The organism is Nonomuraea sp. NPDC049725, from assembly GCF_040674795.1.
GTDB lineage: Bacteria > Actinomycetota > Actinomycetes > Streptosporangiales > Streptosporangiaceae > Nonomuraea > Nonomuraea ceibae.
Window position 1 is genome coordinate 204134 of sequence record NZ_JBFANJ010000014.1, and the last position, 23565, is coordinate 227698.

A 23565-nucleotide genomic window follows, 5' to 3' on the forward strand; every position below is an offset into this window, starting at 1 on the left:
GGGGGGCCGTAAGGGCGGCTGAAGGCGATCGTAAGCGCCGCCCGGCACCGTAGGAGCGTGGGAGCGTCAACCCCTGGGAAAGGCGGCACGTTGAGCCAGTACGAGATCATCCGCGTCTTCGACGCGCCCCGGGAGCGGGTCTTCCGGGCGTGGACGGAGGAGGGGCGGTTCGCCCGGTGGTTCGGGCCGCCGGACATGAGCACGGAGGCGGTGCTGGACGTGCGTCCCGGGGGGGCGTGGCGGGCGAGGTTCCGTGACGGCGACGGGTTCGAGGTGCTGCTGGACGGCGTCTACCGGGAGGTGGCGGCGCCGGGGCGGCTGGTGTTCACCACCGGCGATCCGGACGATCCGGGCGACGGGCCCGCGTCGGTGGTGACGGTGGAGCTGACCGAGGCGGCCGGCGGCACGCTCATGCGCTTCCGCCAGCGCGGCGTCAACACCGGCGGCGGCTCTGGCTGGTCGGGCTTCCTCGACCGCCTCGGGGAGACCCTCGCATAGCCGCCGGACGGCGCCCGGTCAGCCGCCGGACGCCGCCCGGTCAGCCGCCGGACGGCGTCGCGGCCAGGTCGGCGGCGTCCTCCAGCTTGAGGCGGGCCCCGTCCTCGTACGCCTCGGCGAACCCCGGCTCGCCGAGACCGGCGCGGGCGGCGGCGGTGACGCGGGCGATCTCCTCCTGCTCGGACGGCCCGGCCGGGGTGTTGTGGTGGTCGCGGACGGCGGCGGCCAGCCCGAGCAGGCGGGCGGCGGCGCGGTGCGAGCCCGCCGCCGCGAGCGCCGCGGCCAGGCCCTCCGCCGCCCCGGACGACGAGCGCGGGTCGCCGATCCGCTGCGCGGCCTCCAGCGCCTCCAGGTGCAGGCGCGCCGCGCCCGCCGGGTCGCCGCGCAGCTCGGTGAGGAAACCCAGCTCCGTGAGCGTGACCGGCAGGTGCAGCGCGGGCTCGACGCCCGGCCCGCGCGGCACGCCGTCGAGCAGCCGGTGCAGGTGCCGGCCGGCCAGGTCCAGCTCGCCCGTGCGGCGTGCGGCGAGCGCCAGGCCCATCTCGGCCATCAGCCCGATGTCCCGGTGGCCCTGGGAGGCGGCCTGGCGCAGCGCCTTGCCGCACAGCTCCAGCGCCCTGCCGTACTCGGCGCTCTGCAGGGCGATCCAGCCGAGCCAGGCGGTGTGGCGGGCCGCCTCCGACCACAGCTCCAGCTCCTCGGCCATGCGCAGGCCCTCGGTGAACAGCTCGACGGCCCGCTCGACGTCGCCCGTCATCTCGGCGTGCCCGGCCAGCCACTCGGTGGCCTGCAACAGGCCCCACCGGTCACCCAGCTCCCGGAACAGCCGGGCGCCCTCCTCGCCGTCACGCGCCAACGCGTCGTGGTCGCGGCGGGTGAACGCGGACATCGCCTGCTTGCTCAGCGCCGCCGCCACGCCCCAGGTGTCGCCGTTGCGGCGGAACACGGTCAGCGCCCGGCCGATCAACTCGTCGCACGTCGGCAGGTCGGGCGCGTTCATGCCGAGGAACAGCTCCGCCCGCGCCCGTACCCCGGGGTCGGCGATGTCGCGCAGCGGCCCCTCCCTGTCGGTCTCCTCGCCCAGCACCAGCGCGAACCCGGCCCGCCAGGCGGCGGCCCGCGCCGCCGCCTGGTCGCCCGCCGGGGCCCCGGCCAGCGCCACGTCGAACGCGCGGCGGGCCTCGGCGGGCCTGCCCCGCAGGTACCAGTACCAGCCGAGCGCGTTCACCAGGCGCAGCGCGGTCGCGGGCGTGCCCTGGTCGGCGGCGGTGGCCAGGGCGGCGCGCAGGTTGGCGGACTCGGCGTCGAGCCGTTGCAGCCAGGCGTGCTGCTCGCGCCCGTACAGGTGCGGCTCGGCCGCCTCGGCGAGCTCCGCGTAGTAGCCGGCGTGCGCACGGCGTACGGCGTCGAGCTCGCCCGCGTCGGCGAGCCTGGCCAGGCAGTATTCGGTCACCGACTCCAGCATGCGGTAGCGGACGCCCGACGGGCCGTCGGCCACGACGACGAGCGAGCGGTCCACCAGCCGGCCCAGCAAATCGAGCACGTCCGAAGACGCCGCATCGGCGGAGGCGCACACGGCCTCGGCGGCCTCCAGCGTGCAGCCGTCGGCGTGCACCGCCAGGCGGCGCAGCACCGCCCGCTCCGGGTCGGACAGCAGGTCCCAGCTCCAGTCGATCACGGCCATGAGCGTCTGCTGGCGCGGCGGCGCGCCCCGCTGCCCGGAGGCCAGCAGCCGGAACCGGTCGTCCAGCCGCGCCACCACGCCGTGCACGCCGAGCAGCCGCACCCGGGTCGCGGCCAGCTCCAGCGCCAGCGGGATGCCGTCGAGGCGGCGGCAGAGCTGCGCGACCGCCTGCGCGTTGCCCGCGTCGAGCGCGAACCCGCGCGCCGACGCGGCGGCCCTCGTCACGAACAGCCGCACCGCGTCCGAGCCCGCCATGACCGTCAGGTCGGTGCTGTCGGGCACGCCGAGCGGCGGCACCGCCCACAGCACCTCGCCGTCGACCGCCAGCGGCTCCCTGCTCGTGGCCAGGATGCGCAGCTCGGGCGCGGCCCGCAGCAGCAGCTCGGCCAGCTCGGCGACCTGCTCGACGACGTGCTCGCAGTTGTCCAGCACGAGCAGCAGGGGGCGGTCGCGCAGCGCGTCCGCCAGCCGCTCAGCCGGGATGCCCGAGCCGGCGTCCTGCCGGATGTCGAGCGTCGCCAGCACCGGCTCCGCCAGCGACGGCGTGCGCCGGTCGAGCGGCGCCAGCTCCACCAGCCACGCCCCGCCGGAGAACTCCCCCACCATCCGGGAGGCCGTCTCCAGCGCCAGCCGCGTCTTGCCGACGCCGCCGCTGCCGGTGAGCGTCACCAGCCGTTCGGTGCCGAGCAGCGAGCGCACCTCCGCCAGCGCGTCCTCGCGGCCGATCAGCTTGCTCAGCGCGGCGGGCAGGTTCGTCGCGGGGCGTTCGGCCGGCGCGTTGAGCGCGGGGTCCTGGCCGAGGATCGCCTGGTGCAGCGCCACCAGGCCGGGCCCGGGGTCGAGGCCGAGCTCGTCGGCCAGCCGCTCGCGCAGCTCGGCGTAGGCGGCCAGCGCGTCGCTCTGCCTGCCGGCCCGGTACAGCGCCCGCATCTGCGCCGCGCGCAGCCGCTCGCGCAGCGGGTGGCGGGCCACCAGGTCGCCCAGCTCGCCCACCAGCAGGCCGTGCTCGCCCAGCTCCAGGCGGGCCTCCGCGTGCAGCTCCAGCGCCGTCAGCCGCTGCTCCTCCAGCCGGGTGACCGCCGTGCGCAGGTGCTCCTCGTCGGCGAAGTCCGCGTACGCCGCCCCGCGCCACAGCGCGAGCGCGTCGCCGAGCAGCGCCGCCCTGGCTCCCGGGCTGCCCGCGGCCTCGGCCCGGGCCAGCAGCTCCGCGAACCGCACGGCGTCCACGTCGGCGGCGCGCAGCAGGTAACCAGGGGCCTTGGAGACGATCAGCTCCCGGCCGCCGGGCTCGGCGTCCTCCAGCGCCTTGCGGAGCTGGGAGACGCGGACCTGGAGGGCGGCCAACGGGTTGCCGGGCGGCTCGTCGCCCCACAGGTCGTCCACGAGCCGGTCGGCCGACACCGTACGGCCCTCGTGCGCGAGCAGGTCGGCCAGCAGGGCGCGCACCTTCAGCCCGGGAATCGTGACCGGCTCCCCCTCGTCGGTCCACACGGCCAGCGGGCCAAGCACCCCAAAACGCATGCCCGTCACCTTATGCGGTGCCGCTTCCCCCCGGGGTTGTCACGGGGAGGCGGGCGGGGCCTTGCGGGCGGAGCCCCGGTAGGCGTCGCTCGGGTAGCGGTGCTCGACCGTGTCGAGCTTGGCCGAGGCCGCGGCGACGAGGTCGACGCCGAGCACGTCGGCGAGCCGGACCAGGTAGTTGGTCACGTCGCCCAGCTCGGCGGTGACGCGGGCGAGCGTCTCCGGGTCGGGGGCGCGGGACTCGTCGGGCGTGAGCCACTGGAGCTCGGCGACCAGCTCGCCGACCTCACCGGCCAGGGCCATGGCGAGGTTCTTGGGCGTGTGGAACTGCTCCCAGTCGCGTGCCGCGGCGAACGCGCGCAATCGTGCGGCATGCCGCTCCAACTCCGTCACAGGACACGACCTTACGGCGTCAGAGGTCGGCGTCGTGGACGAGGATGGCGGCCTGGACGCGGTTGGTCAGGTCGAGCTTGGCCAGCACCCGGCTCACGTGGGCCTTGACCGTGGCCTCCGACAGGTGCAGCTCGCGGCCGATCTCGGCGTTGGACAGGCCGCGGGCCAGCGCCCTGACCACCTCCTCCTCGCGGCCGGTCAGCGAGGCGAGCTGCCTGCGGGCCGCCTCGGCGCGGGTGGGGGCCTTGTCGACGAAGGCGTGGATGATCCGCTTGGTGACCGACGGCGACAGCATGGCCTGCCCGGCGGCGACGGCGCGCACGGCGGCGATGAGGTCGCGGGGCGGGGTGTCCTTCAGCAGGAACCCGACCGCGCCGAGCCGCAGCGCCTCGTGCACGTACTCGTCGAGGTCGAACGTGGTCAGCATGATCAGCTTGGGCGGCTCGGGGGCGGCCAGGAGCCGCGCGGCGGCGGTCAGCCCGTCGGCGCCCGGCATGCGTACGTCCATGAGGACGACGTGCGGTCTGAGTCGGGTCACGGCCGTGACGGCCTCGTCCCCGTCGCGGGCCTCGCCGACGACCACGATGTCGCCGGCCGCCTCCAGGATCATCCGGAGGCCGGACCTGACCAGGGCCTCGTCGTCGGTCACGAGCACCCGGATCACGCGCTCACCCCGCCTGCCGCGTCCGCCGGGATGGCGGCGACCACGTCGAAGCCGCCGTCGTCGCGCCGGCCGGCGTGGAGCGTGCCGCCGAGCAGCTCGACCCGTTCGCGCAGGCCGACGAGCCCCCAGCCGGCGCCCGGGAGGGTCCGGCCGGGGCCGGGGGGCGGCTCGTTGCGCACCTCGACCCGGAGCTCGGCAGGCAGGTAGCGGATGTGGACGTCGGTACGGGCGTCGGCGGCGTGTTTGTGCACGTTGGTCAGGGCCTCCTGGATGACGCGGTAGGCGGTGCGCTCCACGGTGGCGGCGAGCTGCCGGGCCTCGCCGTGGGTGTGCCTGCCGATCGTGATGCCGAGGGCCCTCGACTGGTCGAGCAGGCGGTCGAGGTCGTCGAGCGTGGGCTGCGGGGCGAGGGCGGGCGGCTGGGCGGGGCCGCGCAGGACGCCGAGGATCTCGCGCAGGTTGGTCAGCGCCTCCCGCCCGATGTCGCCGATCATGGCGGCGGCGCCGGTGGTGCGCTCGTCGGCGGCGCCCACTTCGAGCGCGCCGGCGTGGAGCACCATGAGCGAGACGCGGTGCGCGACGACGTCGTGCATCTCGCGGGCAATGCGGGCGCGCTCCTGGGCGCGGGCCTGCTCGGCGCGCATGACCTGCTCGCGTTCGAGCCGGTCGGCGCGCTCGCGGGCGGCGGCGAGCACCTCGCGCTTGGCGCGCACCCACAGGCCGAGCAGCAGCGGCAGCCCGATCATGGCGGCGGCCATGAGGGCGGCGTTGGCGGGGGTGGCGGTGACCATCTCGCGGGTGCCGCCGCTCGCCCGGCCGGCCAGCACCGAGGCGGCCATCATGACGACGGCCAGGCCCAGGTAGGCGCCGAGCTCGCGCCGGCTGCGCCAGGTGGTGCCCGCGTAGTAGGACGCGACGACGACGGGCGGCCACATGACCAGCCAGGGGTAGAGCACGGCGCCGATGATCGCGAGCGGCCACCAGGACCTGCGGACGGCCACCACCGCCGCGCCGCCCGCCACGAGGGCGGCGACGCCCCGCAGCGCGGGCGAGGCGGACGCGGCGCCGCCGGTGACGGCCACCGCCGAGGCGACGAGCACCAGCGCGCCGACCAGCGCCGGCACGGCGGCCTCGATCTGTTTGCTCACCTGCACGTTCGCCAGCGTACGGTGGCCGCCCGGGTGGACGGATCCGACGTTCGTCTACATACGTGACCGACGAACGGCTACACCGCCGTGGGCAGGCGGCCGCCTTGCGTCCCGGCGTTCAGCGGAAGCGGCCGGCGTTCCTGGCGGCCCACTCGGCGTAGGCGTGCGGCGGGCGGCCGGTGGCCTGGCGCACCCCGGGGAGGATGGGGGCGGTCGTGCCGGTGGCGGCGGCCAGGACGTCGATCATGGCGTCCGCGACCGCGGGCGGGTGGCCGGCGAGGAGTTCCGCGCGGAGCTCCTGCGGGGACAGCTCGGCGAAGCGGAGGGTCCGTCCGAGCACCTCGCCGAGGATGGCGACCCGTTCGACGGTGGTCAGCGCCTGCGGCCCGGACAGCTCGTACGTGCGTCCGGCGTGGCCGTCGTCCAGCACGGCGGCGGCGACGACGGAGGCGACGTCGTGCTCGTCGACCTGGGCGAGCGAGGCGGCGGGGAAGGCGGCGGGCACCGTGTCCCCGGCCCGGATCGCGGGCGCCCACGGCAGGTCGTTGGCCATGAAGGCGGTCGGCCGGACGAACGTCCAGGGCAGGCCGGAGGCGCGTACGGCGTCCTCGTTGGCCCGGTGCTGCCGCTCGATGAGGCCGGGCCCGCCGGGCAGCGACGCCGAGGACAGCAGGACGATCCGGCGCACGCCGGACTTCCGGGCGAGCGCCAGCAGGCCGGCGAGGGCCCAGCCGGGCACGGGGCACAGGTAGGCCACCTCCACGCCGTCGAACGCCTGCTCGACGGACGCCGCCTCCCGCAGGTCGCCGGGCACGGCGACGGCGCCGCCGGGCAGCCGGGCCTCGCCGGGGCGTCTGGTGAGCGCCCGCACGGGCGCGCCCGCCTCGGTGAGTTCGTGGACGACCCGGCCGCCGATGCGGCCGGTGGCTCCGGTCACGAGTATCACGTGCGTGCTCCTTGCTCAGACGCCCAGCAGGGCGATGCTGTAGACGACGATCCAGGCAGCCCAGCCGACCCAGCCGAGCAGGCCGATCACCCCGACGCGGCCGGCGCCCTCGGCGTTGTACGGGGCGGCCGTGGAGGAGACGAAGAGCAGGGCGGCGCTGATCCAGCCCAGCCAGGCGTGCCAGGCGGGGATGAACGCGAGACCCGCCCCGGCGGCGGTGAAGCCGAGCACCGCGATGGCCAGGAAGACCTGGTTGAACCCGAACAGCACGTTGCCGAACGCCCACAGCCCGGCGACCGAGCCGCGGTGGTGCCGAGCGGCCGCGGCCGTCCCGAACCGGAGCGACTCGACCACCATGAAGGTGGCGTTCTGCATGAGGACCCCGGCGAACCCGGTCAGGGCCCAGATGTTGCTGCCGGTCTGCCCGTCGCGCCAGAGCACGGCGAGCAGCCCGGCGGCGAACAGCGTGGTGAACACCCAGGTGGCCGGCACGACCACGGAGGGCGCGTTGATGCGCTTGCCGATCCCGGCCAGCGCGTCGGTGGTGGCGTCCAGGGACAGGCCGGAGGTGGGCAGCGGGAGCCCGGCGCGGACGTAGAGGACGTTGACGACGATGGCGAGCAGGACGAATCCCATGCCTGCCGCACCCGCCAGACTGGTGACGGTCACGGTGACCACCAATTGGTTTTACGGTACATATATTGAATGTAAGTCACGGAAAGTCTGGACGCAATCATGGAGAACGAGACCGGGCGGCGCCGCTACACCTCGCTGCGCCGCGTGGCGCAGGCCCATCAGACGCGGGCGGAGATCGCCGAGGCCGCACGGAGGCTGTTCCTGTCCCAGGGATGGGCCGCGACCACCGTGCGCGACGTCGCCCGGGAGGCGGGGGTCTCCGTCCCGACCGTCTACGCGGCGTACCAGAACAAGGCGGGGCTGGTCCGGGCGCTGGCCGACGCCGCGGACCTGGCCGCCGACCTGCCCCAGGCGATCGAGGAGCTGGAGGCCACCGGCGACCCCCGGCGGCACCTGGCGGCGATGGCCGGCTACGACCGGCGGCTGTTCGAGCGGGCGGGCGACCTCATCACGCTGATACGTGAGGCGGGCCGCACCGAGCCCGAGATCGCGGACTTCTACCTCCAGGGCCGGCGGCAGGTCGGCGAGCTGCGCACGCAGGTGTTCGCCTCGTGGCCGGACGGCACGCTCCGGCCCGGCCTGGACGTCGCCACCGCCGTCGACATCTACGCCGCCCTGTGCAACATCGACGTCTACACGACGCTCCACGTCGAGCGCTCCTGGTCACCCGGCCGGATCGAGCAGTGGTGGGGCGAGGCGCTGGCCCGCGAGCTGCTGAGCCCGGCCACCGCCCGCTGAGATCAGAGGCCCAGCAGTCCGGCGACGGGCACGGGCGGGGCCGCCGCCTGCGGGATGCGGGCCGGGTCGGGGTCGCGGACGGCCAGGCGGTTCAGCAGGAAGGCGAGCGTGGTCCCGTACACGACGTGCCCGGCGGCCATCACGGCGGGACGCCCGGGGGCGTCGCGCCCGATGGGCGGGAGCTGGCTCAGGCGCGGCGCCCAGCCGGAGTAGCTGACGACCCAGATCGTCAGCGCGTAGCCGACGGCGAGCGGGGCGCGGCGGGTCCGGCCGCGGGTCAGCAGCGCGAAGGCGGCGCCCGCGCCCGCGCCGAAGCCGAGGTGGGCCAGCGCGCCGAGAACTCCCTCGCCGGGCTTGCGGCGGTGCTTGCTGCCGGGCAGCAGGCCGCGGGCGATGTGCTTGGGCGGCTGGCCGCGCATCAGCCCGGCCTTCTCGCCGGCCACCATGACGCCGCTCATGGCGACGGTGGCCAGCGTGCCGCTCACGGCGCCGTTGACGAGGTCACGCATCATGCCCTGCGGCTGCCCCGCGCCCCGGCGCCGAAACGCTAGACGGCGGCGGTGCTCTCGCGGACGATCAGCTCGGTGGCGAGCTCGACGCGCCGGGCCTCGGGCGACTCGCCGCGCCGCATGGCCAGGACGGTGCGGGTGGCCAGCGCGGCCATCTCCTGCAGCGGCTGGCGCACGGTGGTCAGCGGCGGCCAGGCGGACTCCGACAGCGGCAGGTCGTCGAAGCCGACGACGCTGAGGTCCTGCGGGACGCGCAGCCCGCGCTGGCGGGCGGCCTCGAAGACGCCGAACGCCATCAGGTCGGAGCCGGCGAAGATGGCCGTGGGCGGCTCGTCGAGCGCGAGCAGCGCGTGGCCCTGGTCGTGGCCGGAGTCGACGAGGAAGGTGCCGCGGCGGATGAGCTCGGGCGCGAGCGGCACCCCGGCGGTCTCCAGGGCGGCGCGGTAGCCGTCGATCCTGGCCTGGCTGCACAGCATGTCGGCGGGCCCGCTGATCATGCCGATGCGGCGGTGGCCGAGCTCCAGCAGGTGGCGGGTGGCGGCCAGGCCGCCGTTCCAGTTGGTGGCGCCGACGGACACGACGCCGGGCGCGGGCTCGCCGTCGGGGTCGACCACGACGAACGGCAGCGAGCGGGCGGCGAGCTGGTCCTGGACGCCGGCCGACAGGCGGGAGGCGACGATCACCACGCCGTCGGTGCGCCGTCCGGCGAGCCGGTCGAGCCAGTCGCGGCCGGGCCCGGCGTGGGTGTGCAGGACCGAGATGACGACGCTGGCCCCGGCCTCGTGGGCGGCGGACTCGGCGCCGCGCACGATCTCCATCGCCCAGGGCGACTCCACCTCGGCGAAGACCAGGTCGACCAGCCCGGCCGGGGTGTCGTCCTGGCTGATGCGCCGCTGGTAGCCGTGCTTGTGGAGAAGCCGTTCGACGCGGTGCCGGGTCGCCGGCGCGACCTCGGGACGACCGTTGATGACCTTGGACACCGTGGGGATCGACACCCCGGCCTCCTCGGCTATCAGGGCGATCGTCACCCGCCTCTTCGCAGACATAGATCAGAAGTTTAGCCGAAACTTTCGGAATCCGGGGTGACGAGGGTAGTGGGATCGCTCCCACGACACCTATTGACGCGTAACGCAGCGTTTACCTATGCTCCGGACATTGAAATTATCGGGGGGTTCACGAAATTTTCGTTCGCACATGAAGGGCGCCCCTGAAATGAAACGAACGGTCACCTTGATCGCGGCAGCCGTGCTCGTCGCGGGTTGCGGAGGCGGCGAGGCGCCGCAGCCCGGATCCGAATCCGGCGCGCCGCAGAAGGTCACGCTGGAATGGTGGCACCTGTCCACGTCCGACCCGCTCAAAACCGTGTACGAGAAGCGCGCCAAGGAGTTCCAGGCCGCCAATCCCAACGTCACCATCAAGATGACGGTGCTGGAGAACGAGGCGTACAAGTCCAAGGTCACCACGCTCACCCAGTCGGGCAAGGCGCCCGACCTGTTCGCCACCTGGGGCGGCGGCGTGCTCAAGCAGCAGGTCGACGCCGGCCTGGTCAAGGACATCTCCGCCGACGTGGCCCCGGTCATCGACACCTTCACCACCGCCGCCCTGGCCGCCTACCAGTTCGACGGCAAGACGTACGCGCTGCCGACCGACATCGGCATGGTCGGCTTCTGGTACAACAAGAAGCTCTTCGAGAAGGCCGGCATCGCCGAGCCGCCGACCACCTGGTCCGGCTACCTCGACGCGGTCAGCAAGCTCAAGGCCGCCGGCATCACGCCGATCGCCCTGGCCGGCAAGGAGAAGTGGCCGGGCCACTACTACTGGGCCTACCTGGCCATGCGCATCGGCGGGCTGCCCGCGCTCCAGCAGGCGGCGGTGGACCACGACTTCACCAAGCCCGCGTTCGTCCAGGCCGGGCAGCAGCTCAAGGCGCTGGCCGACCTGCAGCCGTTCCAGAAGGGCTTCCTCGGCGCCGCCTACTCCACCCCCGACGGCCAGGCGGCCACCGTCTCCAACGGCAAGGCCGCGATGGAGCTGATGGGCCAGTGGGCCCCGAACGTGCAGATCGACGCCGGCAAGGGCCTCGGCGAGGACCTGGGATTCTTCCCGTTCCCGGCGGTCGAGGGCGGCCAGGGCGCCATCACCGAGGCGTTCGGCGGCGGTGGCGGCATGGCCGTGGGCGCCGACGCGCCCCCGGAGGCGATCGAGCTGCTGAAGTTCCTCACCAGCGAGGAGAACCACACCAAGGCCGTCGCGGAGAACGCGGTGCTCCCCGTGCTCAAGGGCGAGGAGAGCGCGGTCAAGGACGCCAACCTCAAGATCGTGGCCGACTCCCTGGCGACCGCGACGGGCTTCCAGCTCTACCTCGACCAGGCCTACCCGCCCGCCGTCGGCGCCGAGGTCAACGACAGCGTCGCCGAGCTGCTGGCCGGCGCCAAGACCCCGGAGCAGGTGGCCCAGGACATCACCGAAGTGGCCAAGAGCGAATGACGACGATCACCCGTAGGCCGGAGGCCAGGCGGCTTCCGGCCCACGCCCGCCCGGACCGGGGAAGACGGCGGAGCTGGGTGACGATCACCCTGTTCGTCCTGCCGGCCCTCGCCCTCTTCCTGCTGCTGGTGGTGGCCCCGATCGTGGTGGCCGTCTACGCCAGCGGCTTCAAGTGGAACGGGTTCGGCGGGCTTCCCACCGACTTCATCGGCTTCGACAACTTCACCCGGCTGCTCGAGTCCGAGATCTTCTTCACCGACATGTGGCACCTGCTGGTCCTGGTGCTGCTCTGCCTGGTGGTCCAGCTCCCGATGGCGCTGGGCATCGCCATGCTGCTCAACCAGCGCATCCGCGGCCGGGCGATCTACCGGCTGGTGTTCTTCTCGCCGTACGTGCTGTCCGAGGTCATCACCGGCGTGCTGTTCTCGCTCATCCTGTCGCCCACCTCCGGGCTGGCCAACGGGATTCTCGGACTGGTCGGGCTGGAGTCGGAGTTCCTGGCGGACCAGGACACCGCGCTCATGTCGCTGTTCGTCGTGATGACCTGGAAGTACTTCGGCTTCCACATGATGATCTATCTGGCGGGCCGGCAGAACATCCCGAACGAGCTGCTGGAGGCCGCCAGGATCGACGGCGCGACCGGCTGGGAGGTCTTCCGGCACGTCACGCTGCCGCTGCTCGGGCCGACGATCCGGATCAGCGTGTTCCTGTCGGTCATCTACACCATCCAGCTGTTCGACCTGGTCTGGATCCTCACCGAGGGCGGCCCGGCGCACTCGACCGAGACGCTCGCCGTCACCATGTTCGACATCGGCTTCGGCCGCTCCCAGGTGGGCTACGCCAGCGCGATCAGCGTGGTGATGTTCGTGCTCAGCCTCGTCTTCGCCCTGGGTTATCAGCGGTTCGTGATGCGCCGCGACCTGGAGGGCGCGACCACCGCCATGGGAGACACCCGTTGAAGCGACCCACCCTGCCCCTGCACGCGATCGCCTGGATCGTCGGCGCGTTCATCCTCATCCCGATCGTGTACGCGGTCCTCGGCGGCTTCAAGGACACCAGCCAGCTCTCTACCAACCCGTTCGGCCTGCCCAGCCCGTGGGAGACCGGCAACTACACCGAGGTGCTGGCCGCGGGGTCGTTCTGGCGCCAGATGTGGAACAGCACATTCATCGCGGTGCTCACCACGATCGTCACGGTGTCGCTGTCGGCCATGGCCGCGTACGTGTTCGCCCGCTTCGCCTTCCGGGGCAGGGAGCTGCTGTTCACGGTCTTCACGGCCGGGCTGATGTTCCCGTTCGCGGTCGCCATCCTGCCGATCTTCGTCATGCTGCGCACGCTCGGCCTGGTCGACAACGCGTGGGGCGTGATCCTCGTGCAGGCGGCGTTCGGGCTCCCGCTGACGATCATCATCCTGCGCGGCTTCTTCCGGAGCATCCCGGGCGAGATCGAGGAGGCGGCCACGCTCGACGGCTGCGGCCCGTTCGCCTTCTTCTGGCGCATCCTGCTGCCGATGGCCCGGCCCGCGCTCGCCACCGTGTCGGTGCTGGCCATCGTCGGGAGCTGGAACAACTTCATGCTGCCGCTGGTCGTCTTCAGCGACGAGGCGAGCTGGACGCTGCCTCTCGGCATCCAGCAGTTCCAGGGCCAGTACAGCTCCGACACCTCACGCATCCTCGCCTACCTGGTGCTCGCCATGGTGCCCGCGCTCGGCTTCTACGCCGTCGCCGAGCGCCACCTCATCGGCGGTCTCACCGCAGGAGCTACGAAAGGCTGACCATGCTGCACGTCTCCGGAACGCGGCTCCTCACGGCCGAGAACCAGCCCGTACGGCTGCGCGGCGTCGGGCTGGGCGGCTGGATGAACATGGAGAACTTCATCACCGGCTACCCGGCCGACGAGTCGTCGATGCGCGCCTCGGTCAGGCAGGTGCTGGGCGAGGACCGGGCCGCGTTCTTCTTCGACCGGCTGCTCACCTCGTTCTTCACCGAACAGGACGCCGACCTGCTGGCCGGGCTGGGCATGAACTGCGTGCGCATCCCGGTCAACTACCACCACTTCGAGTCGGACGAGCGGCCGTTCGAGATCATCGAGGACGGGTTCCGCCACCTCGACCGGGTCATCGACCTGCTCGGCGAGCGCGGCGTCTACAGCGTGATCGACCTGCACGCCCTGCCGGGCTCGCAGAACCAGCACTGGCACTCCGACAACGCCACCCACGTCGCCGCGTTCTGGCGGCACCGGCACTTCCAGGACCGGGCGGTCAACCTGTGGGAGGCCATCGCCGACCACTACCGCGACCATCCCTGGGTGGCCGGGTACAACCCGGTCAACGAGCCCGGCGACCCGACCGGCAAGGTCGTCGGCCCGTTCTACGACCGGCTGGTCAAGGCCGTACGCGCGGCCGACCCCGGGCACGTGCTCTTCCTGGACGGCAACACGTACTCGACGGACTTCTCGATCTTCCGGGAGGTGTACGAGAACACGGTGTTCGTCTGCCACGACTACGCGCTGGCCGGGTTCGCGCACGGCGGCGGCTACCCGGGCTACACGCGCGGGGAGTGGTGTGACCGGCGCGAGCTGGAGCGGACGTTCGAGCGGCGTTCGCGCTTCCAGCGGGAGACGGGGACGCCGCTGTGGGTGGGCGAGTTCGGGCCCGTCTACACGGGCGATCCGGAGCGTGACCACGAGCGCTACCAGATCCTGCGCGACCAGCTGGAGATCTACGACCGGCACGAGGCCGGCTGGGCGCTGTGGACGTACAAGGACGTGGGGTTGCAGGGGCTGGTCAGCGCGTCCGGGCCGTACCTGGAGAGGTTCGGGCCGTTCATCGCCAAGAAGGCGCGGCTGGGCGCGGACCGGTGGGGCTCGACCATGGAGGAGTCGGCGGACGCCGTCGGGCCGCTGCACGCCCTGGTGGACGCCGAGTTCCCCGGCTGGGCGCCCTACCCGTGGGGCGCCCGCTACCAGACCGACGACCTCGTCAGGCACATCCTCATCGCCCAGGCGATGCTGCCCGAGTACGCCGAGCTGTTCAGGGGCCTCGGCGACGACGAGCTGGCGGCGCTGGCCGACTCGTTCGCGCTGGAGCGCTGCGTGCGCCGGCAGCCGCTGCTCGACCTGCTGGCCCAGAGCCTGTCAGGGAGTCCAGGTCGCTGAGACCAGGGTCGGCAGCGCGCACTCGCCCGGGTCGACGAAGACGAGCACGGGCGAGGTGACCGGGGCCGGCAGGTCGAGCTCCAGCGTGTTGCCGGTCGTGGTCCTGGTCGGCATCGGCAGGGCGCCGTCCTGGACGCTCATGACGCCGGTCACGGAAGGCGCCGCCGAGCACAGCACCTCGCGGGCGGCGTGACGCAGCCGCCTGGCCTCGCCGCCCGCCCGCCGCACCGCCCGGCGCATCAGCGCGCGGTCGCGGGCGGTGGCGGGGCGCAGGGTGGTGTCGGCCCGGCTGCCGAGCCGGATCGTCAGCCGCCCGCCCGAGCCGAACATGCCAGGCGGGACCGGGTTCACGACGAACATCCCGGTACGCACCGTACGGGGGCCGCGCCGGTTCGGGTTGGCCAGCCCGCCCGAGCTGATCAGCGACAGGATCTCGCAGCGGGCGCCGTCGAGCGTCTCCCCGCCGCCGGGCTCGCCGTCGTCGCGGCCCTCCTCGAACGCGACGCCGTCGATGCGCAGCCCGGCGGTGCCGCACTCCATGATCACGTCCGCCACGGCCGCGCGCACCCCGGCGTCCACGCCCCCGCCCTCGGCGATGTCGAGCGCCTCCACGCACACCAGCCCGTCGTCGGGCACCTCCTCGGGCAGCAGGTCGAAGGCCGCCTGCGCGCTGCGGATGCCGTTGCCGCCCTTGAGCAGCACGCACTGGCGCAGCCGCCCCTGCGAGCGCACCTGGATGAGCCGGGGCCGCGTCGCCGCCCTGCCCTGCGCGTCCGGCAGATGCCAGCCCGGCATCGACGTGGCGTCCACCGCCAGCGACACCTTGACCCGCAGCCGCCTGCCCCGCGCCGCCACCTTGAACCCGGCCAGCCCGGACCGCTCGAACCGGCCCACGATCTGCTCGCCGCGATGCAGCTGGTCGGTCACCTGCAACGCCGCCGCCCGCCCGCTGAACACCTCGACCGGCGGCGACAGCGGGACGATCTCCTCGTCGAGCGTCGTGGCGGCCCCGGTCAGCGTTGTCGTGCTCATCATGCGCTCCTCGATGCGGTCAGGGCCGCGGCCAGCCCCGCTTGGTCCCGGAAGTCGAACCGGCTCAGCAGCGGCTCGCGCCGCTCCCACATGCGGCGCACCGCGCAGTGCAGCGGATCGCCGTCGCGCTCCACGTGCCGCATGCTGACGGACAGCGCCCGCAGATACTCCTCCCCGTCGCCCAGCTCCCAGTGCGGCAGCAGCGGCGAGGACACGTCGGCGCCGCACCGGTAGAGCCACAGCCACAGCCGGGCCCGCTCACGCTGCTCCGGGCCGAGCGTCGACTCGCCCTTGGCATGCCGGGCGACGGCGTCGGCCAGCAGCCGCCAGTAGTCGGCCCGCGTCTCGGCCACGTTCGACAGCCCGCAGCCGCTCCACTCCGACCAACCGGCCTGGATGACGGGGATGCCGAACGCGGGCAGCTCGCTGGAGACGCTGCCGCGCACGGTCACCCCGGCGTCCGTCAGGCTCCACAGCATGTTCTTCGACAGGTCGAGGCTGGGCGCGAACGCCAGATGCGACCGCCCCGCGTAACGGGCCGCGACGGACCCGAAGTGCCCCGTGACGTCGTAGCGCTCCTGGCTCGGATGGTCCAGGAACAGCCAGCTCACCGACTCCTCCGCCGCCGCGAACTCTGCGGTCTCCTCGAACCACTCGGCCAGGTCGCCGAACACCTCCCGGTTCGCCCCCACCGCGTCGGACACGGCGTGGTTGAACACGGTGAAGATCGGCCGGTCCGGCTCGATGCCGAGCCGGTCGCAGGCGTGCCGCCGGAGCTGGCGGCGCTCGGTCTCCGTACGGACCTCGAACGAGCTCACGTTGCCCGCCCGCCACCAGCTCGGCCTGCCCAGGTTGCCCTTCGCCCGCCAGGCCACCAGCTCCGCGCCCGGCCTGATCAGCTCCCGGTTGGCCCACACGTGCTCGTCGAAGTAGGCGGCGATCCTGCGGGTCAGCTCCTCACGGAAGCCGCCCGGGCCGCGCGCCTCACCCGGGAAGAGCGCGTACGCCTTCAGCGACCCGGTGCTCTGGGCGTGCACCACCGGAACGTCGCGGCGCATCGCGGTCTCGACCGCGAGCCCCCACTGGTCGTAGTCCACGTGGCTGGTGACCAGCGCGGCGGGCGCGAGCTCGGCGAACAGCCGGTCGTACACGGCGGAGAAGGCCCGGGCGCGGGCCCGGCGGGCGCGGTGCTGCTCGTCCTCCGCGTGCGGCAGCCGGGGCACCAGGTTCAGCCGGATCAGCGTCGCCTTCTCCACGACGTCCAGCGCCGCCGCGTCGACGCCCTCGGCGGGCGCGTCCCCCTCGTCGGCGAGCCGCCGATCGGCCAGCTCGTGCACGTCGACGACCTCGGCCGCGCCGAACGCCTCGGCCAGCCGCCGCACCCGCTCGACGTCGTAGTCGTCCCACAGCGCCCGGGTCCAGTCACGGTCGGTGCCCACCAGCACGACCAGCCGGGCGGCGGTCAGATCGCACAGCGCGTTCGCCAGCAGCAGGTTGCGGACGATCACGCGGATGTCCTGGTGCATGGCCTCCGCGACCACGCACGTTCCCGGCCCGGCGGGGCGCCTGCCCCAGTAGGCCCTCGCAGCGGAGAGCAGCCGGTCGAACTGCTCCCCATCCCCGGCACGTCGCATCTGGCCCTCCCAGCTCGTCGCGGCGCCGTCGACCCTGCCAGCACGGGCGGAGCGCCCGCCCGGCCGACACGCCATCCTTTGCCATCGCCGCCGTGCGCCTTTACCTGCGCGCGCTCGGCCCGAACACGTGCGTGTTGTCGCCCCGCTCCGGGTCCAGGTGGGAGATCGGCACCCGCACCCGGTACGAGGCCCGCTCCCCGGCGACGCCGCGGACCGGGAACGACACCGTGACCGGGTCGCCGGGCCGCACCACACCCGCCGGGCACGTCACCTGCCGCCCGCTCGCCCGGCAGCGCGACCCCGGCGCCAGGCTCACGCCGTGCGGCAGCTCGAAGGTCACCGGCACGCTCGCCGCCACCAGCCCGCGCATCGTCACGACCGCGCTCACCCGGGCGCCCGAGACCGACCCCTTGACCGACAGCGCGTCGTAGACGCCGTGCGGGTCCGCGTCACGCACCAGCGCGCCGTAGCTGGCCCGGCCGAACGGGTTGGCGACCGCGTAACCGGCCGTGGACTCGTCCGCCGCGCCCGACGACAGCACGCCCAGCAGCAGGCCGGTGTCCCGGTCGAGCCACGGGCCGCCGCTGTTGCCGCCGAACAGGTGACAGTTGTCCGTGTAGAGGCGGCCCGTCACCCTGCGGTCCGGGCGCGCGTACCCGGACCAGGGCTGCGTCCGGCCCAGGCACCACAGCTGCCGGGTGCCGTCGTACGGCTCGTCGCTCGGGTAGCCGAGCGTGGTTACGGTGAACCGGCCGCCCTCGTTGCGCAGCGGCGTGTACGCGCCGACCGTGCCCTGCAGCGTCCGGTCACCCCGCCGCCCGACCTCGACCAGCGCCAGGTCGTAGATCGAGTCCCAGTCCCAGTGCCCCTCCCCGGTGAAGGCGCGCGGCTTCCACACCCGCCGCGCGCCCCACACCCCGTAGGGCGCGCGATCGGCCGACGCCTTGGCATGGCCGTCGTACGCGGGCACGAACGCCAGGTTCGACGACCACCGGCCGCGGTTGTCGCGCTTGGACACCCCGTACACGCAGTGCGCGGCGGTGGCCAGCAGGAGCCTGCTCCCCGAGTTGACCACGGCGCCGCTGCACGAGCGGCGGGTGCCGTCGGCGTCCAGGAAGAACAGGCGGCCGGTGGCGCGGCTGTTGGCGGCCCTGGTGTAGGGCCTGCGCATGCGGCCGTAGCCGTTGGCGTCGGCGCCCGGCGTGAGCCGCTCGGCCACCGGCACGCTCACCGGCCGGCCCTCGCTCCCCAGCACCGCCGGCCTCGGCCCCGGCTGCTCGCCGGGCCCTTCCACCGGCCGCTCCCCCGGCCGCCCTCCTGGCCGCTCCCCCGGCCGCCCTCCTGGCCGCTCCCCTGGCCGCTCCCCTCGCTCTGCCGAGCGCTCCCTCGAGCGCTCCCCCGAGCGTTCGCCTGGCCGTTCGCCCGGCCGTTCGCCGGGCCTTGCCGCCGGGCGGTCGCCCGTGCGCCCGCGTCGTTTGCCGGCCGGCAGCACCATGGCCTCCGGCAGCTCGGCGGCGTCGGCCTTGGACTGCTTCCTGGCCGTCCAGTAGTCCACCGCGCGTGCCGGGTCCATCACCGGCGACGCGTCGGCCGGCGGCACGGGCTCCGGCGCCGCGTGCGCGGGCGGCGCGGCCGGCCCCAGCGGCACTGTCCAGGCCGTGCCGGCGACGGCGAGCGCGAGCAGGGTCCTTCGGCGTGACATCGGTCCCCCTGAGCATCGAGATCAAATCCCCCTCAGCACACTAAGTCACCGTTGCCGCACAATCAGTGAGCCGCGCGCTGCCACCGCCGTACCGGCAAAATGGCTGGATATGACGGAAATTACGGGCCGAGTCATGCTCGTCCCCCTGACGGTCGCCGACGCCGACGAGATGGTCGGCGTGCTCGCCGGCGACCTCTACGCCTTCACCGGCGGCACCGCCCCCACCCTGGACGAGCTGCGCACCCGCTACGCCCGCCAGGTCACCGGCGGCCCGCCCGGCCAGCAGTGGCACAACTGGATCATCAGGGTCGCCGGCGAGGCCGTCGGCTACGTCCAGGCGACGATCACCCACGAGGGACGGCGGGCCGAGATCGCCTGGGTCGTCGGCGAACGACAGCAGGGCCACGGCTACGCCACCGAGGCCGCCCGCGCCCTGGTCGCCTGGCTCGACGAGCACGGCGTCACCACCGTCGAAGCGCACATCCACCCCGACCACGCCGCCTCCGCCGCCGTGGCCCGCCGCGCCGGTCTGACCCCCACCGGCCGCTTCGACGACGGCGAACGCCTCTGGCGGCGCGGCCCCGCCTGACCGGCAACCGCCCGCCCGTCACCGACAATGGCAGGGCAACGCGATCAGGGGGAACACATGCGCATCGACCTCACCGGCAAGACCGCGCTGGTCACCGGCTCCACCCAGGGCATCGGCGCCGCCATCGCCACCGGCCTGGCCGCCGCCGGGGCCACGGTCGCGGTCAACGGCCGCGGTGAGGCGTCCGTCGCGTCCGCGCTCGACCGCATCCGCGCCGCGCACCCCGGCGCCGTCCTGCTGGCCGCCCCCGGCGACCTGGCCACCGACGAGGGCGCAGCCCGGGTGCTGGAGGACCTGCCCGCCGTGGACATCCTGGTCAACAACCTGGGCATCTTCGGCGCCCAGCCGGCGCTCGACATCACCGACGCCGAATGGCGCCGCTACTTCGAGGTGAACGTGCTCGCCGCGGTCCGCCTGACGCGCGCGTACCTGCCCGGCATGCGGGAACGGTCCTGGGGCCGCATCCAGTACATCGCCAGCGACTCCGCCGTCGTCATCCCCGCCGAGATGATCCACTACGGCATGACCAAGACCGCGCTGCTCGCGGTGTCGCGCGGCTTCGCCAAGGAGGCGGCGGGCAGCGGCGTCACCGTCAACTCGGTGATCGCCGGGCCCACCCACACGGGCGGCGTCGAGGACTTCGTCTACCAGCTCGTCGACCGCGACCTGCCGTGGGAGGAGGCGCAGCGGGCGTTCATGCGCGAACACCGGCCCCAGTCGCTGCTGCAACGCCTCATCGAGCCCGAGGAGATCGCCAACCTGGTCGTCTACCTCAGCTCCCCGTACGCCTCCGCCACCACGGGCGCGGCCGTCCGCGTGGACGGCGGGTACGTGGACTCGATCCTGCCGTAGGAATGTCGGTGCGCTCTGCCAGGCTCCGGCGTCATGACACGCCAGGAATCCCCCTGGGACGAGCTGCGCCGCCTCATCGACGCCGGTGACGTCCCCGGCACCGTCGCCGCGGTGACCGCCCTCGACGCCGCCGGCCGCCGCCTCGTCGCCCGCGAGCTGCCCGGCCACGTCCAGGTCGCCCGCGCCCACGCGGCCGAGGTCGCCGCCGCCCGCCGCGCCCACCGCGAGCAGGAACGCCGCCTCGCCTCACCCTTCCCGCGCCCCTGGGGCCATGAGCACGAGATCGACGACCATCCGGAGTGGGCCGAGCCGATGCGGATCGCGGGGGCCGGCGTGCTCGGCCCCGCCGCCGCGGCCGCCTGGATCACCCGGCGCGACTTCGACCTGTGGGACCTCGACGGCTACCCGCTGTTCGCCGACCACGGCCCCCTCCTGGACGTGATCGCCGCCCGCCCGCCCGAGTGGCAGGCCGACGTGGCCGTGCGGCTCGCCCTCCGCATCCGGCCGCCCCGCCCGCGCGGGCGCGGCTCCGACCGCACCCTCCCCCTCGTCCTGGCGCTGCTGCGCGCCACCGGCGTCACCCCGCCCGATCACGACCCGCTGGTGGTGGCGTACGTGTCACGCGACGCCCTGCTGAGCAGCCTGCGCGGCGACCCGCTGCTGCCCGGCCTGCTGCCGCGCCTGTTCACCGCCCAGGGCGTCGGCCTGGCGCTGCGCGACCAGCAGCACGGGCCGCTGTCCTGGCTCACCGCCCCTGCACACCCTTGCGCGGGAGGGCGTGATCAGCCGCGACTCGCTGCTCGACGGCTGCCGCCGCCGCTTCCTGCTCGGCGGCGACGCGATCGAGCTGCGCTTCTTCACCCGGCTCCACGAATCCCTGGCGCCCACCGAGGCCGAGATCACCGCCCACGCGACCACGTACCTGCGTCTCCTCCCGACCGCGCCGGGCCCCGTCGCCGAGCTGGCGCTGACCCACCTGCGGCGGCTGCCCGCCCTCGACCCGGCCGACGTGGTGGAAGCCCTGGAGGCGCTGCTGTTCCGCCGGGAGACCGGCCTCGTCCGCGCCGGGCTCTCCTGGCTCGCCGCCGTCCTGCGCGCCTCCCCCGCCCTGGCCGACACCCTCACCCCGGCCCTGACGCCCACCTTCGGCCACCCCACGCGCTCCGTCCAGGAACGAGCCGTCCGCCTGCTGCTCCGCCACGCCACCCACCTCACCCCGGCCACCGCCACCACCCTGCGCCAAGCCGCCGCCCCCCTGGACGACGACCTCCACACCCACCTCACCACCACCCTCACCCGAGCCTGACCTCCCCGCACCCCGGCAAGCCACTTCGACGGGCGCCGCCCCCCTGGCCACCCGGCGTGCCAGCAGGCTCATCGAGGACCGCCCGCCCCTAACCCCACCGTTTGCAGCGGCAAGGTGGCCCACGTGGGCCCCCTCACTTGGTGATCTGGTGCGACCGGCTTGGTGTGGACGGTAGGCGGGCCGGTGGCGAGGCCGGCGTGTGGGTGGGCACCCCGCCGCACGGCTGCGGGGTGGGCGGCTGTGCCGGCCCTTGGCCTGCTGCCGGTCGTGGGTGGAGGGGCCGCCCTGGGTGGAGGGGCCGCCCTGGGTGGAGGGGCCGCCCTGGGTGGAGGGTTCCTCTGTGGGGGGTTCCCGGGGGCCAGCGGGGGTCACGGATGCCAGGCGTACGGGGTGGTGGTGGGGCCGGTGGGGGTGGTGGCGGTGATGGTGATCCAGGGGTGGGCGGGGTCGGGGCGGTGGGGGGTGAAGGGAGCCCAGGCGGACTGCAGGCCGTCCGGGAGGCGGGGGTCGGCGCCGGTGCGCGGGTCGTGCCAGGTCTGGGGGACGGTGACCCGGGCGGTGGCGCCGCCGGACTGGCGGTAGGTGAAGGTGAGGGTGCCGCCCGCGAGGTGGTAGCCCTCGACGAGGACGCCGGTGCGGCCGCCGTACGCGGCGGGGCGGGCGTGGGCGATGATGGGCCGCTGCCCGTGGGCGGTGAGGTCGTCGGCCAGCGACGGCGTGGCGTGGGAGTGGCGGCAGGTCAGGAACGGGTCCCACCCGTACGAGATGATCTTGCTGGCGTGCCGGCCGACGGCGGCGACCTGGGCGTCGACGCGGCTCTTGGTGGCGCGCCCGCGCAGCGGGAACGGGTTGGCCCGGCCGCACTCGCCGACGACCTGAGTGGGTTCGAAGACCTCGACGTTCACCCAGAGTTCGACGCCGGGGGTCAGGTTGCGGGCGGCGGCGGCCACGTAGTCGCGGGTGGAGCCGTAGTAGGCGGCCTGGTTGGCGACGCGGCCGACGACGGGTTCGAGGCGCGCGTCGACGGGGGCGGCGGCCTGGTCGGGGCCGTGGACGGGGACCTTGCCGACGCCGCGCCCGTCCTGGACGGCGATGGCCATGGGCGCGCCGGCGCGGGTGGCGGCGATGTCGGCCAGGCCCTTGCCGACCTGGGCTGGCGGGAAGCCGCGGCCGCGCCGGGCGTCCCAGAACGGGCTGACCATGATCGTCTCACCGGGCAGTCCGGCGGCGACGACGGCGTGCTGGGCGGCGTACAGGGCGATGATGGGGTCGTCGTCGGCGCGGTCGCGCATGGCGAGTTCGAACGACTGGTAGACGCCGCCGAGCGCGGGTGAGGCGGCGTGGCGGCGCCGGTAGTCGGCCATGACGCGCGCGGTGAGCTCGTTGAGCGCCGGCAGGTGGGCGAGGTCGGGCAGCCAGGGTTTGGCGGGGTCCTTGGGCGGCACGGGCAGGCCGGGGATGACGGCCATACCGTAGGCGGCGGCCTCGGTGAGCAGGTCGCCGACGCCGTCGCCGTCGGTGGCGATCAGGAGCAGGTCGAAGGCGGCGGCGTCGCAGGCGGGGGCGAGCATGAGCCGGTAGTAGGTGCGTCCGTCGTGCTCGACGCGCCGGTCGAGGCCGGGGCAGCGCAGCACGGCGTCGCCGAACCGTTCGCTCGTCACGTACGTGTAGACGCGGCGGATGGGCCTGCCGGTCGCCCGCGCGGCCTCGTAGCAGGTGCGGCCGTCCTCGACGCAGCCGGCGACGGCGGCGATGCGGCCGCGGGCGTCGGGCCGGGCGGGCAGGATGCGCGCGCCGAACGTGATGAGCGTGTCGCCGCCGACGGCGTGCACGGCCTCGACCGTACGCCGGGTGGCGCAGCGGTCGGCGCGCGGGATCACCCAGTAACCCGTGATCGGGTAGGCGACGGCGACGCGGGTGTCGCGGGGCGGGCAGGGGTCATGGCCGGGACCGGCTCCGCCGTCGGGGAGGACGGCCAGAACCACGACGGTGAGCGCGACCGCAATCCGCAGGACCCGCTGGAGCACCCGTCCAGGCTACGCGATCATTTGGGCCTGCCTCCGGGACACA

21 protein-coding genes are annotated in these 23565 nt (G+C 74.1%); 9 read left to right on the plus strand and 12 right to left on the minus strand.

The window, feature by feature from the left end; genetic code table 11:
* Positions 1 to 90: 90 nt before the first annotated feature.
* Positions 91 to 498, plus strand: coding sequence for an SRPBCC domain-containing protein (locus AB0J53_RS32615; RefSeq protein WP_364179492.1), 408 nt, complete (start codon positions 91 to 93; stop codon positions 496 to 498).
* A gap of 40 nt (positions 499 to 538) precedes the next feature.
* Here AB0J53_RS32615 and AB0J53_RS32620 read toward each other — a convergent pair whose 3' ends face one another.
* The 6 genes from AB0J53_RS32620 to AB0J53_RS32645 all read right to left on the minus strand — a co-directional run bounded on the left by AB0J53_RS32620 (position 539) and on the right by AB0J53_RS32645 (position 7523).
* A complete protein-coding gene (locus AB0J53_RS32620) occupies positions 539 to 3703 on the minus strand; it encodes a BTAD domain-containing putative transcriptional regulator (protein ID WP_364179494.1) in 3165 nt (1054 codons plus the stop codon).
* Positions 3704 to 3742: 39 nt separating this feature from the next.
* On the minus strand, positions 3743 to 4096 hold the full coding sequence (locus AB0J53_RS32625) for a nucleotide pyrophosphohydrolase (RefSeq protein ID WP_364179496.1): 354 nt from the start codon (positions 4094 to 4096) through the stop codon (positions 3743 to 3745).
* Positions 4097 to 4115: 19 nt separating this feature from the next.
* Positions 4116 to 4760 (minus strand): response regulator transcription factor, encoded by a 645-nt coding sequence (locus AB0J53_RS32630; protein WP_219505389.1) that lies wholly within the window; start codon positions 4758 to 4760, stop codon positions 4116 to 4118.
* Positions 4757 to 5914, minus strand: coding sequence for a histidine kinase (locus tag AB0J53_RS32635; RefSeq protein ID WP_364179498.1), 1158 nt, complete (start codon positions 5912 to 5914; stop codon positions 4757 to 4759). The genes AB0J53_RS32630 and AB0J53_RS32635 overlap by 4 nt, the downstream gene beginning before the upstream one ends.
* A gap of 112 nt (positions 5915 to 6026) precedes the next feature.
* Complete coding sequence (locus tag AB0J53_RS32640) at positions 6027 to 6854, minus strand: NAD(P)H-binding protein (protein WP_364179500.1); 828 nt, start codon at positions 6852 to 6854, stop codon at positions 6027 to 6029.
* Positions 6855 to 6869: 15 nt separating this feature from the next.
* The gene (locus AB0J53_RS32645) at positions 6870 to 7523 is read right to left on the minus strand and encodes a hypothetical protein (RefSeq protein WP_364179502.1); all 654 of its coding nucleotides are present in this window, start codon (positions 7521 to 7523) and stop codon (positions 6870 to 6872) included.
* Between the two features lie 66 nt (positions 7524 to 7589).
* Here AB0J53_RS32645 and AB0J53_RS32650 point away from each other — a divergent pair, with 66 nt between their 5' ends.
* Positions 7590 to 8228, plus strand: a complete 639-nt coding sequence (locus AB0J53_RS32650; RefSeq protein WP_219505380.1) for a TetR/AcrR family transcriptional regulator — start codon at positions 7590 to 7592, stop codon at positions 8226 to 8228.
* A gap of 2 nt (positions 8229 to 8230) precedes the next feature.
* On the opposite strand, the gene AB0J53_RS32655 is transcribed toward AB0J53_RS32650, so the two are convergent.
* Both AB0J53_RS32655 and AB0J53_RS32660 read right to left on the minus strand, forming a co-directional pair.
* Positions 8231 to 8740 carry a DUF6789 family protein gene (locus AB0J53_RS32655; RefSeq protein ID WP_364179505.1) on the minus strand — a complete coding sequence of 170 codons (510 nt, stop codon included), beginning with the start codon at positions 8738 to 8740 and terminating at the stop codon, positions 8231 to 8233.
* A gap of 35 nt (positions 8741 to 8775) precedes the next feature.
* Positions 8776 to 9783 carry a LacI family DNA-binding transcriptional regulator gene (locus AB0J53_RS32660; RefSeq protein ID WP_219505378.1) on the minus strand — a complete coding sequence of 336 codons (1008 nt, stop codon included), beginning with the start codon at positions 9781 to 9783 and terminating at the stop codon, positions 8776 to 8778.
* 166 nt (positions 9784 to 9949) lie between these two features.
* Between AB0J53_RS32660 and AB0J53_RS32665 the strand changes: the two genes are divergently transcribed.
* The 4 genes from AB0J53_RS32665 to AB0J53_RS32680 all read left to right on the plus strand — a co-directional run bounded on the left by AB0J53_RS32665 (position 9950) and on the right by AB0J53_RS32680 (position 14380).
* On the plus strand, positions 9950 to 11224 hold the full coding sequence (locus AB0J53_RS32665) for an extracellular solute-binding protein (protein WP_357583833.1): 1275 nt from the start codon (positions 9950 to 9952) through the stop codon (positions 11222 to 11224).
* A 77-nt stretch (positions 11225 to 11301) separates the two neighbouring features.
* The gene (locus AB0J53_RS32670) at positions 11302 to 12183 is read left to right on the plus strand and encodes a sugar ABC transporter permease (RefSeq protein WP_364179508.1); all 882 of its coding nucleotides are present in this window, start codon (positions 11302 to 11304) and stop codon (positions 12181 to 12183) included.
* Positions 12180 to 12998, plus strand: a complete 819-nt coding sequence (locus tag AB0J53_RS32675; protein WP_219505373.1) for a carbohydrate ABC transporter permease — start codon at positions 12180 to 12182, stop codon at positions 12996 to 12998. The genes AB0J53_RS32670 and AB0J53_RS32675 overlap by 4 nt, the downstream gene beginning before the upstream one ends.
* Before the next feature lie 2 nt (positions 12999 to 13000).
* The gene (locus AB0J53_RS32680) at positions 13001 to 14380 is read left to right on the plus strand and encodes a cellulase family glycosylhydrolase (RefSeq protein WP_364179510.1); all 1380 of its coding nucleotides are present in this window, start codon (positions 13001 to 13003) and stop codon (positions 14378 to 14380) included.
* Here the strand turns inward: AB0J53_RS32680 and AB0J53_RS32685 are convergent.
* The 3 genes from AB0J53_RS32685 to AB0J53_RS32695 all read right to left on the minus strand — a co-directional run bounded on the left by AB0J53_RS32685 (position 14360) and on the right by AB0J53_RS32695 (position 18748).
* Positions 14360 to 15412, minus strand: coding sequence for a hypothetical protein (locus AB0J53_RS32685; protein ID WP_364179512.1), 1053 nt, complete (start codon positions 15410 to 15412; stop codon positions 14360 to 14362). The two genes, AB0J53_RS32680 and AB0J53_RS32685, sit on opposite strands and share 21 nt — an antisense overlap.
* The gene (locus AB0J53_RS32690; protein WP_357583841.1) at positions 15412 to 17046 is read right to left on the minus strand and encodes a hypothetical protein; all 1635 of its coding nucleotides are present in this window, start codon (positions 17044 to 17046) and stop codon (positions 15412 to 15414) included. The genes AB0J53_RS32685 and AB0J53_RS32690 overlap by 1 nt, the downstream gene beginning before the upstream one ends.
* Before the next feature lie 100 nt (positions 17047 to 17146).
* Positions 17147 to 18748 (minus strand): trypsin-like peptidase domain-containing protein, encoded by a 1602-nt coding sequence (locus AB0J53_RS32695; protein ID WP_364179515.1) that lies wholly within the window; start codon positions 18746 to 18748, stop codon positions 17147 to 17149.
* Between the two features lie 133 nt (positions 18749 to 18881).
* Here AB0J53_RS32695 and AB0J53_RS32700 point away from each other — a divergent pair, with 133 nt between their 5' ends.
* The 3 genes from AB0J53_RS32700 (at position 18882) to AB0J53_RS32710 (ending at position 21495) form a co-directional block, all read left to right on the plus strand.
* Positions 18882 to 19337 carry a GNAT family N-acetyltransferase gene (locus tag AB0J53_RS32700; protein ID WP_364179517.1) on the plus strand — a complete coding sequence of 152 codons (456 nt, stop codon included), beginning with the start codon at positions 18882 to 18884 and terminating at the stop codon, positions 19335 to 19337.
* Positions 19338 to 19394: 57 nt separating this feature from the next.
* On the plus strand, positions 19395 to 20189 hold the full coding sequence (locus AB0J53_RS32705) for an SDR family oxidoreductase (RefSeq protein ID WP_364179519.1): 795 nt from the start codon (positions 19395 to 19397) through the stop codon (positions 20187 to 20189).
* A gap of 754 nt (positions 20190 to 20943) precedes the next feature.
* Positions 20944 to 21495 (plus strand): DUF6493 family protein, encoded by a 552-nt coding sequence (locus AB0J53_RS32710; RefSeq protein WP_364179539.1) that lies wholly within the window; start codon positions 20944 to 20946, stop codon positions 21493 to 21495.
* Between the two features lie 368 nt (positions 21496 to 21863).
* On the opposite strand, the gene AB0J53_RS32715 is transcribed toward AB0J53_RS32710, so the two are convergent.
* On the minus strand, positions 21864 to 23522 hold the full coding sequence (locus AB0J53_RS32715) for a DUF4434 domain-containing protein (protein ID WP_364179521.1): 1659 nt from the start codon (positions 23520 to 23522) through the stop codon (positions 21864 to 21866).
* Positions 23523 to 23565: the final 43 nt, after the last annotated feature.

Coding starts and splice junctions, on each gene's coding strand:
- AB0J53_RS32620 (WP_364179494.1), bottom strand. CDS start 3,703: ATGCGTTTTGGGGTGCTTGGCCCGCTGGCCGTGTGGACCGACGAGGGG.
- AB0J53_RS32650 (WP_219505380.1), top strand. CDS start 7,590: ATGGAGAACGAGACCGGGCGGCGCCGCTACACCTCGCTGCGCCGCGTG.
- AB0J53_RS32655 (WP_364179505.1), bottom strand. CDS start 8,740: ATGATGCGTGACCTCGTCAACGGCGCCGTGAGCGGCACGCTGGCCACC.
- AB0J53_RS32660 (WP_219505378.1), bottom strand. CDS start 9,783: ATGTCTGCGAAGAGGCGGGTGACGATCGCCCTGATAGCCGAGGAGGCC.
- AB0J53_RS32665 (WP_357583833.1), top strand. CDS start 9,950: ATGAAACGAACGGTCACCTTGATCGCGGCAGCCGTGCTCGTCGCGGGT.
- AB0J53_RS32680 (WP_364179510.1), top strand. CDS start 13,001: ATGCTGCACGTCTCCGGAACGCGGCTCCTCACGGCCGAGAACCAGCCC.
- AB0J53_RS32685 (WP_364179512.1), bottom strand. CDS start 15,412: ATGAGCACGACAACGCTGACCGGGGCCGCCACGACGCTCGACGAGGAG.
- AB0J53_RS32690 (WP_357583841.1), bottom strand. CDS start 17,046: ATGCGACGTGCCGGGGATGGGGAGCAGTTCGACCGGCTGCTCTCCGCT.
- AB0J53_RS32695 (WP_364179515.1), bottom strand. CDS start 18,748: ATGTCACGCCGAAGGACCCTGCTCGCGCTCGCCGTCGCCGGCACGGCC.
- AB0J53_RS32700 (WP_364179517.1), top strand. CDS start 18,882: ATGCTCGTCCCCCTGACGGTCGCCGACGCCGACGAGATGGTCGGCGTG.
- AB0J53_RS32705 (WP_364179519.1), top strand. CDS start 19,395: ATGCGCATCGACCTCACCGGCAAGACCGCGCTGGTCACCGGCTCCACC.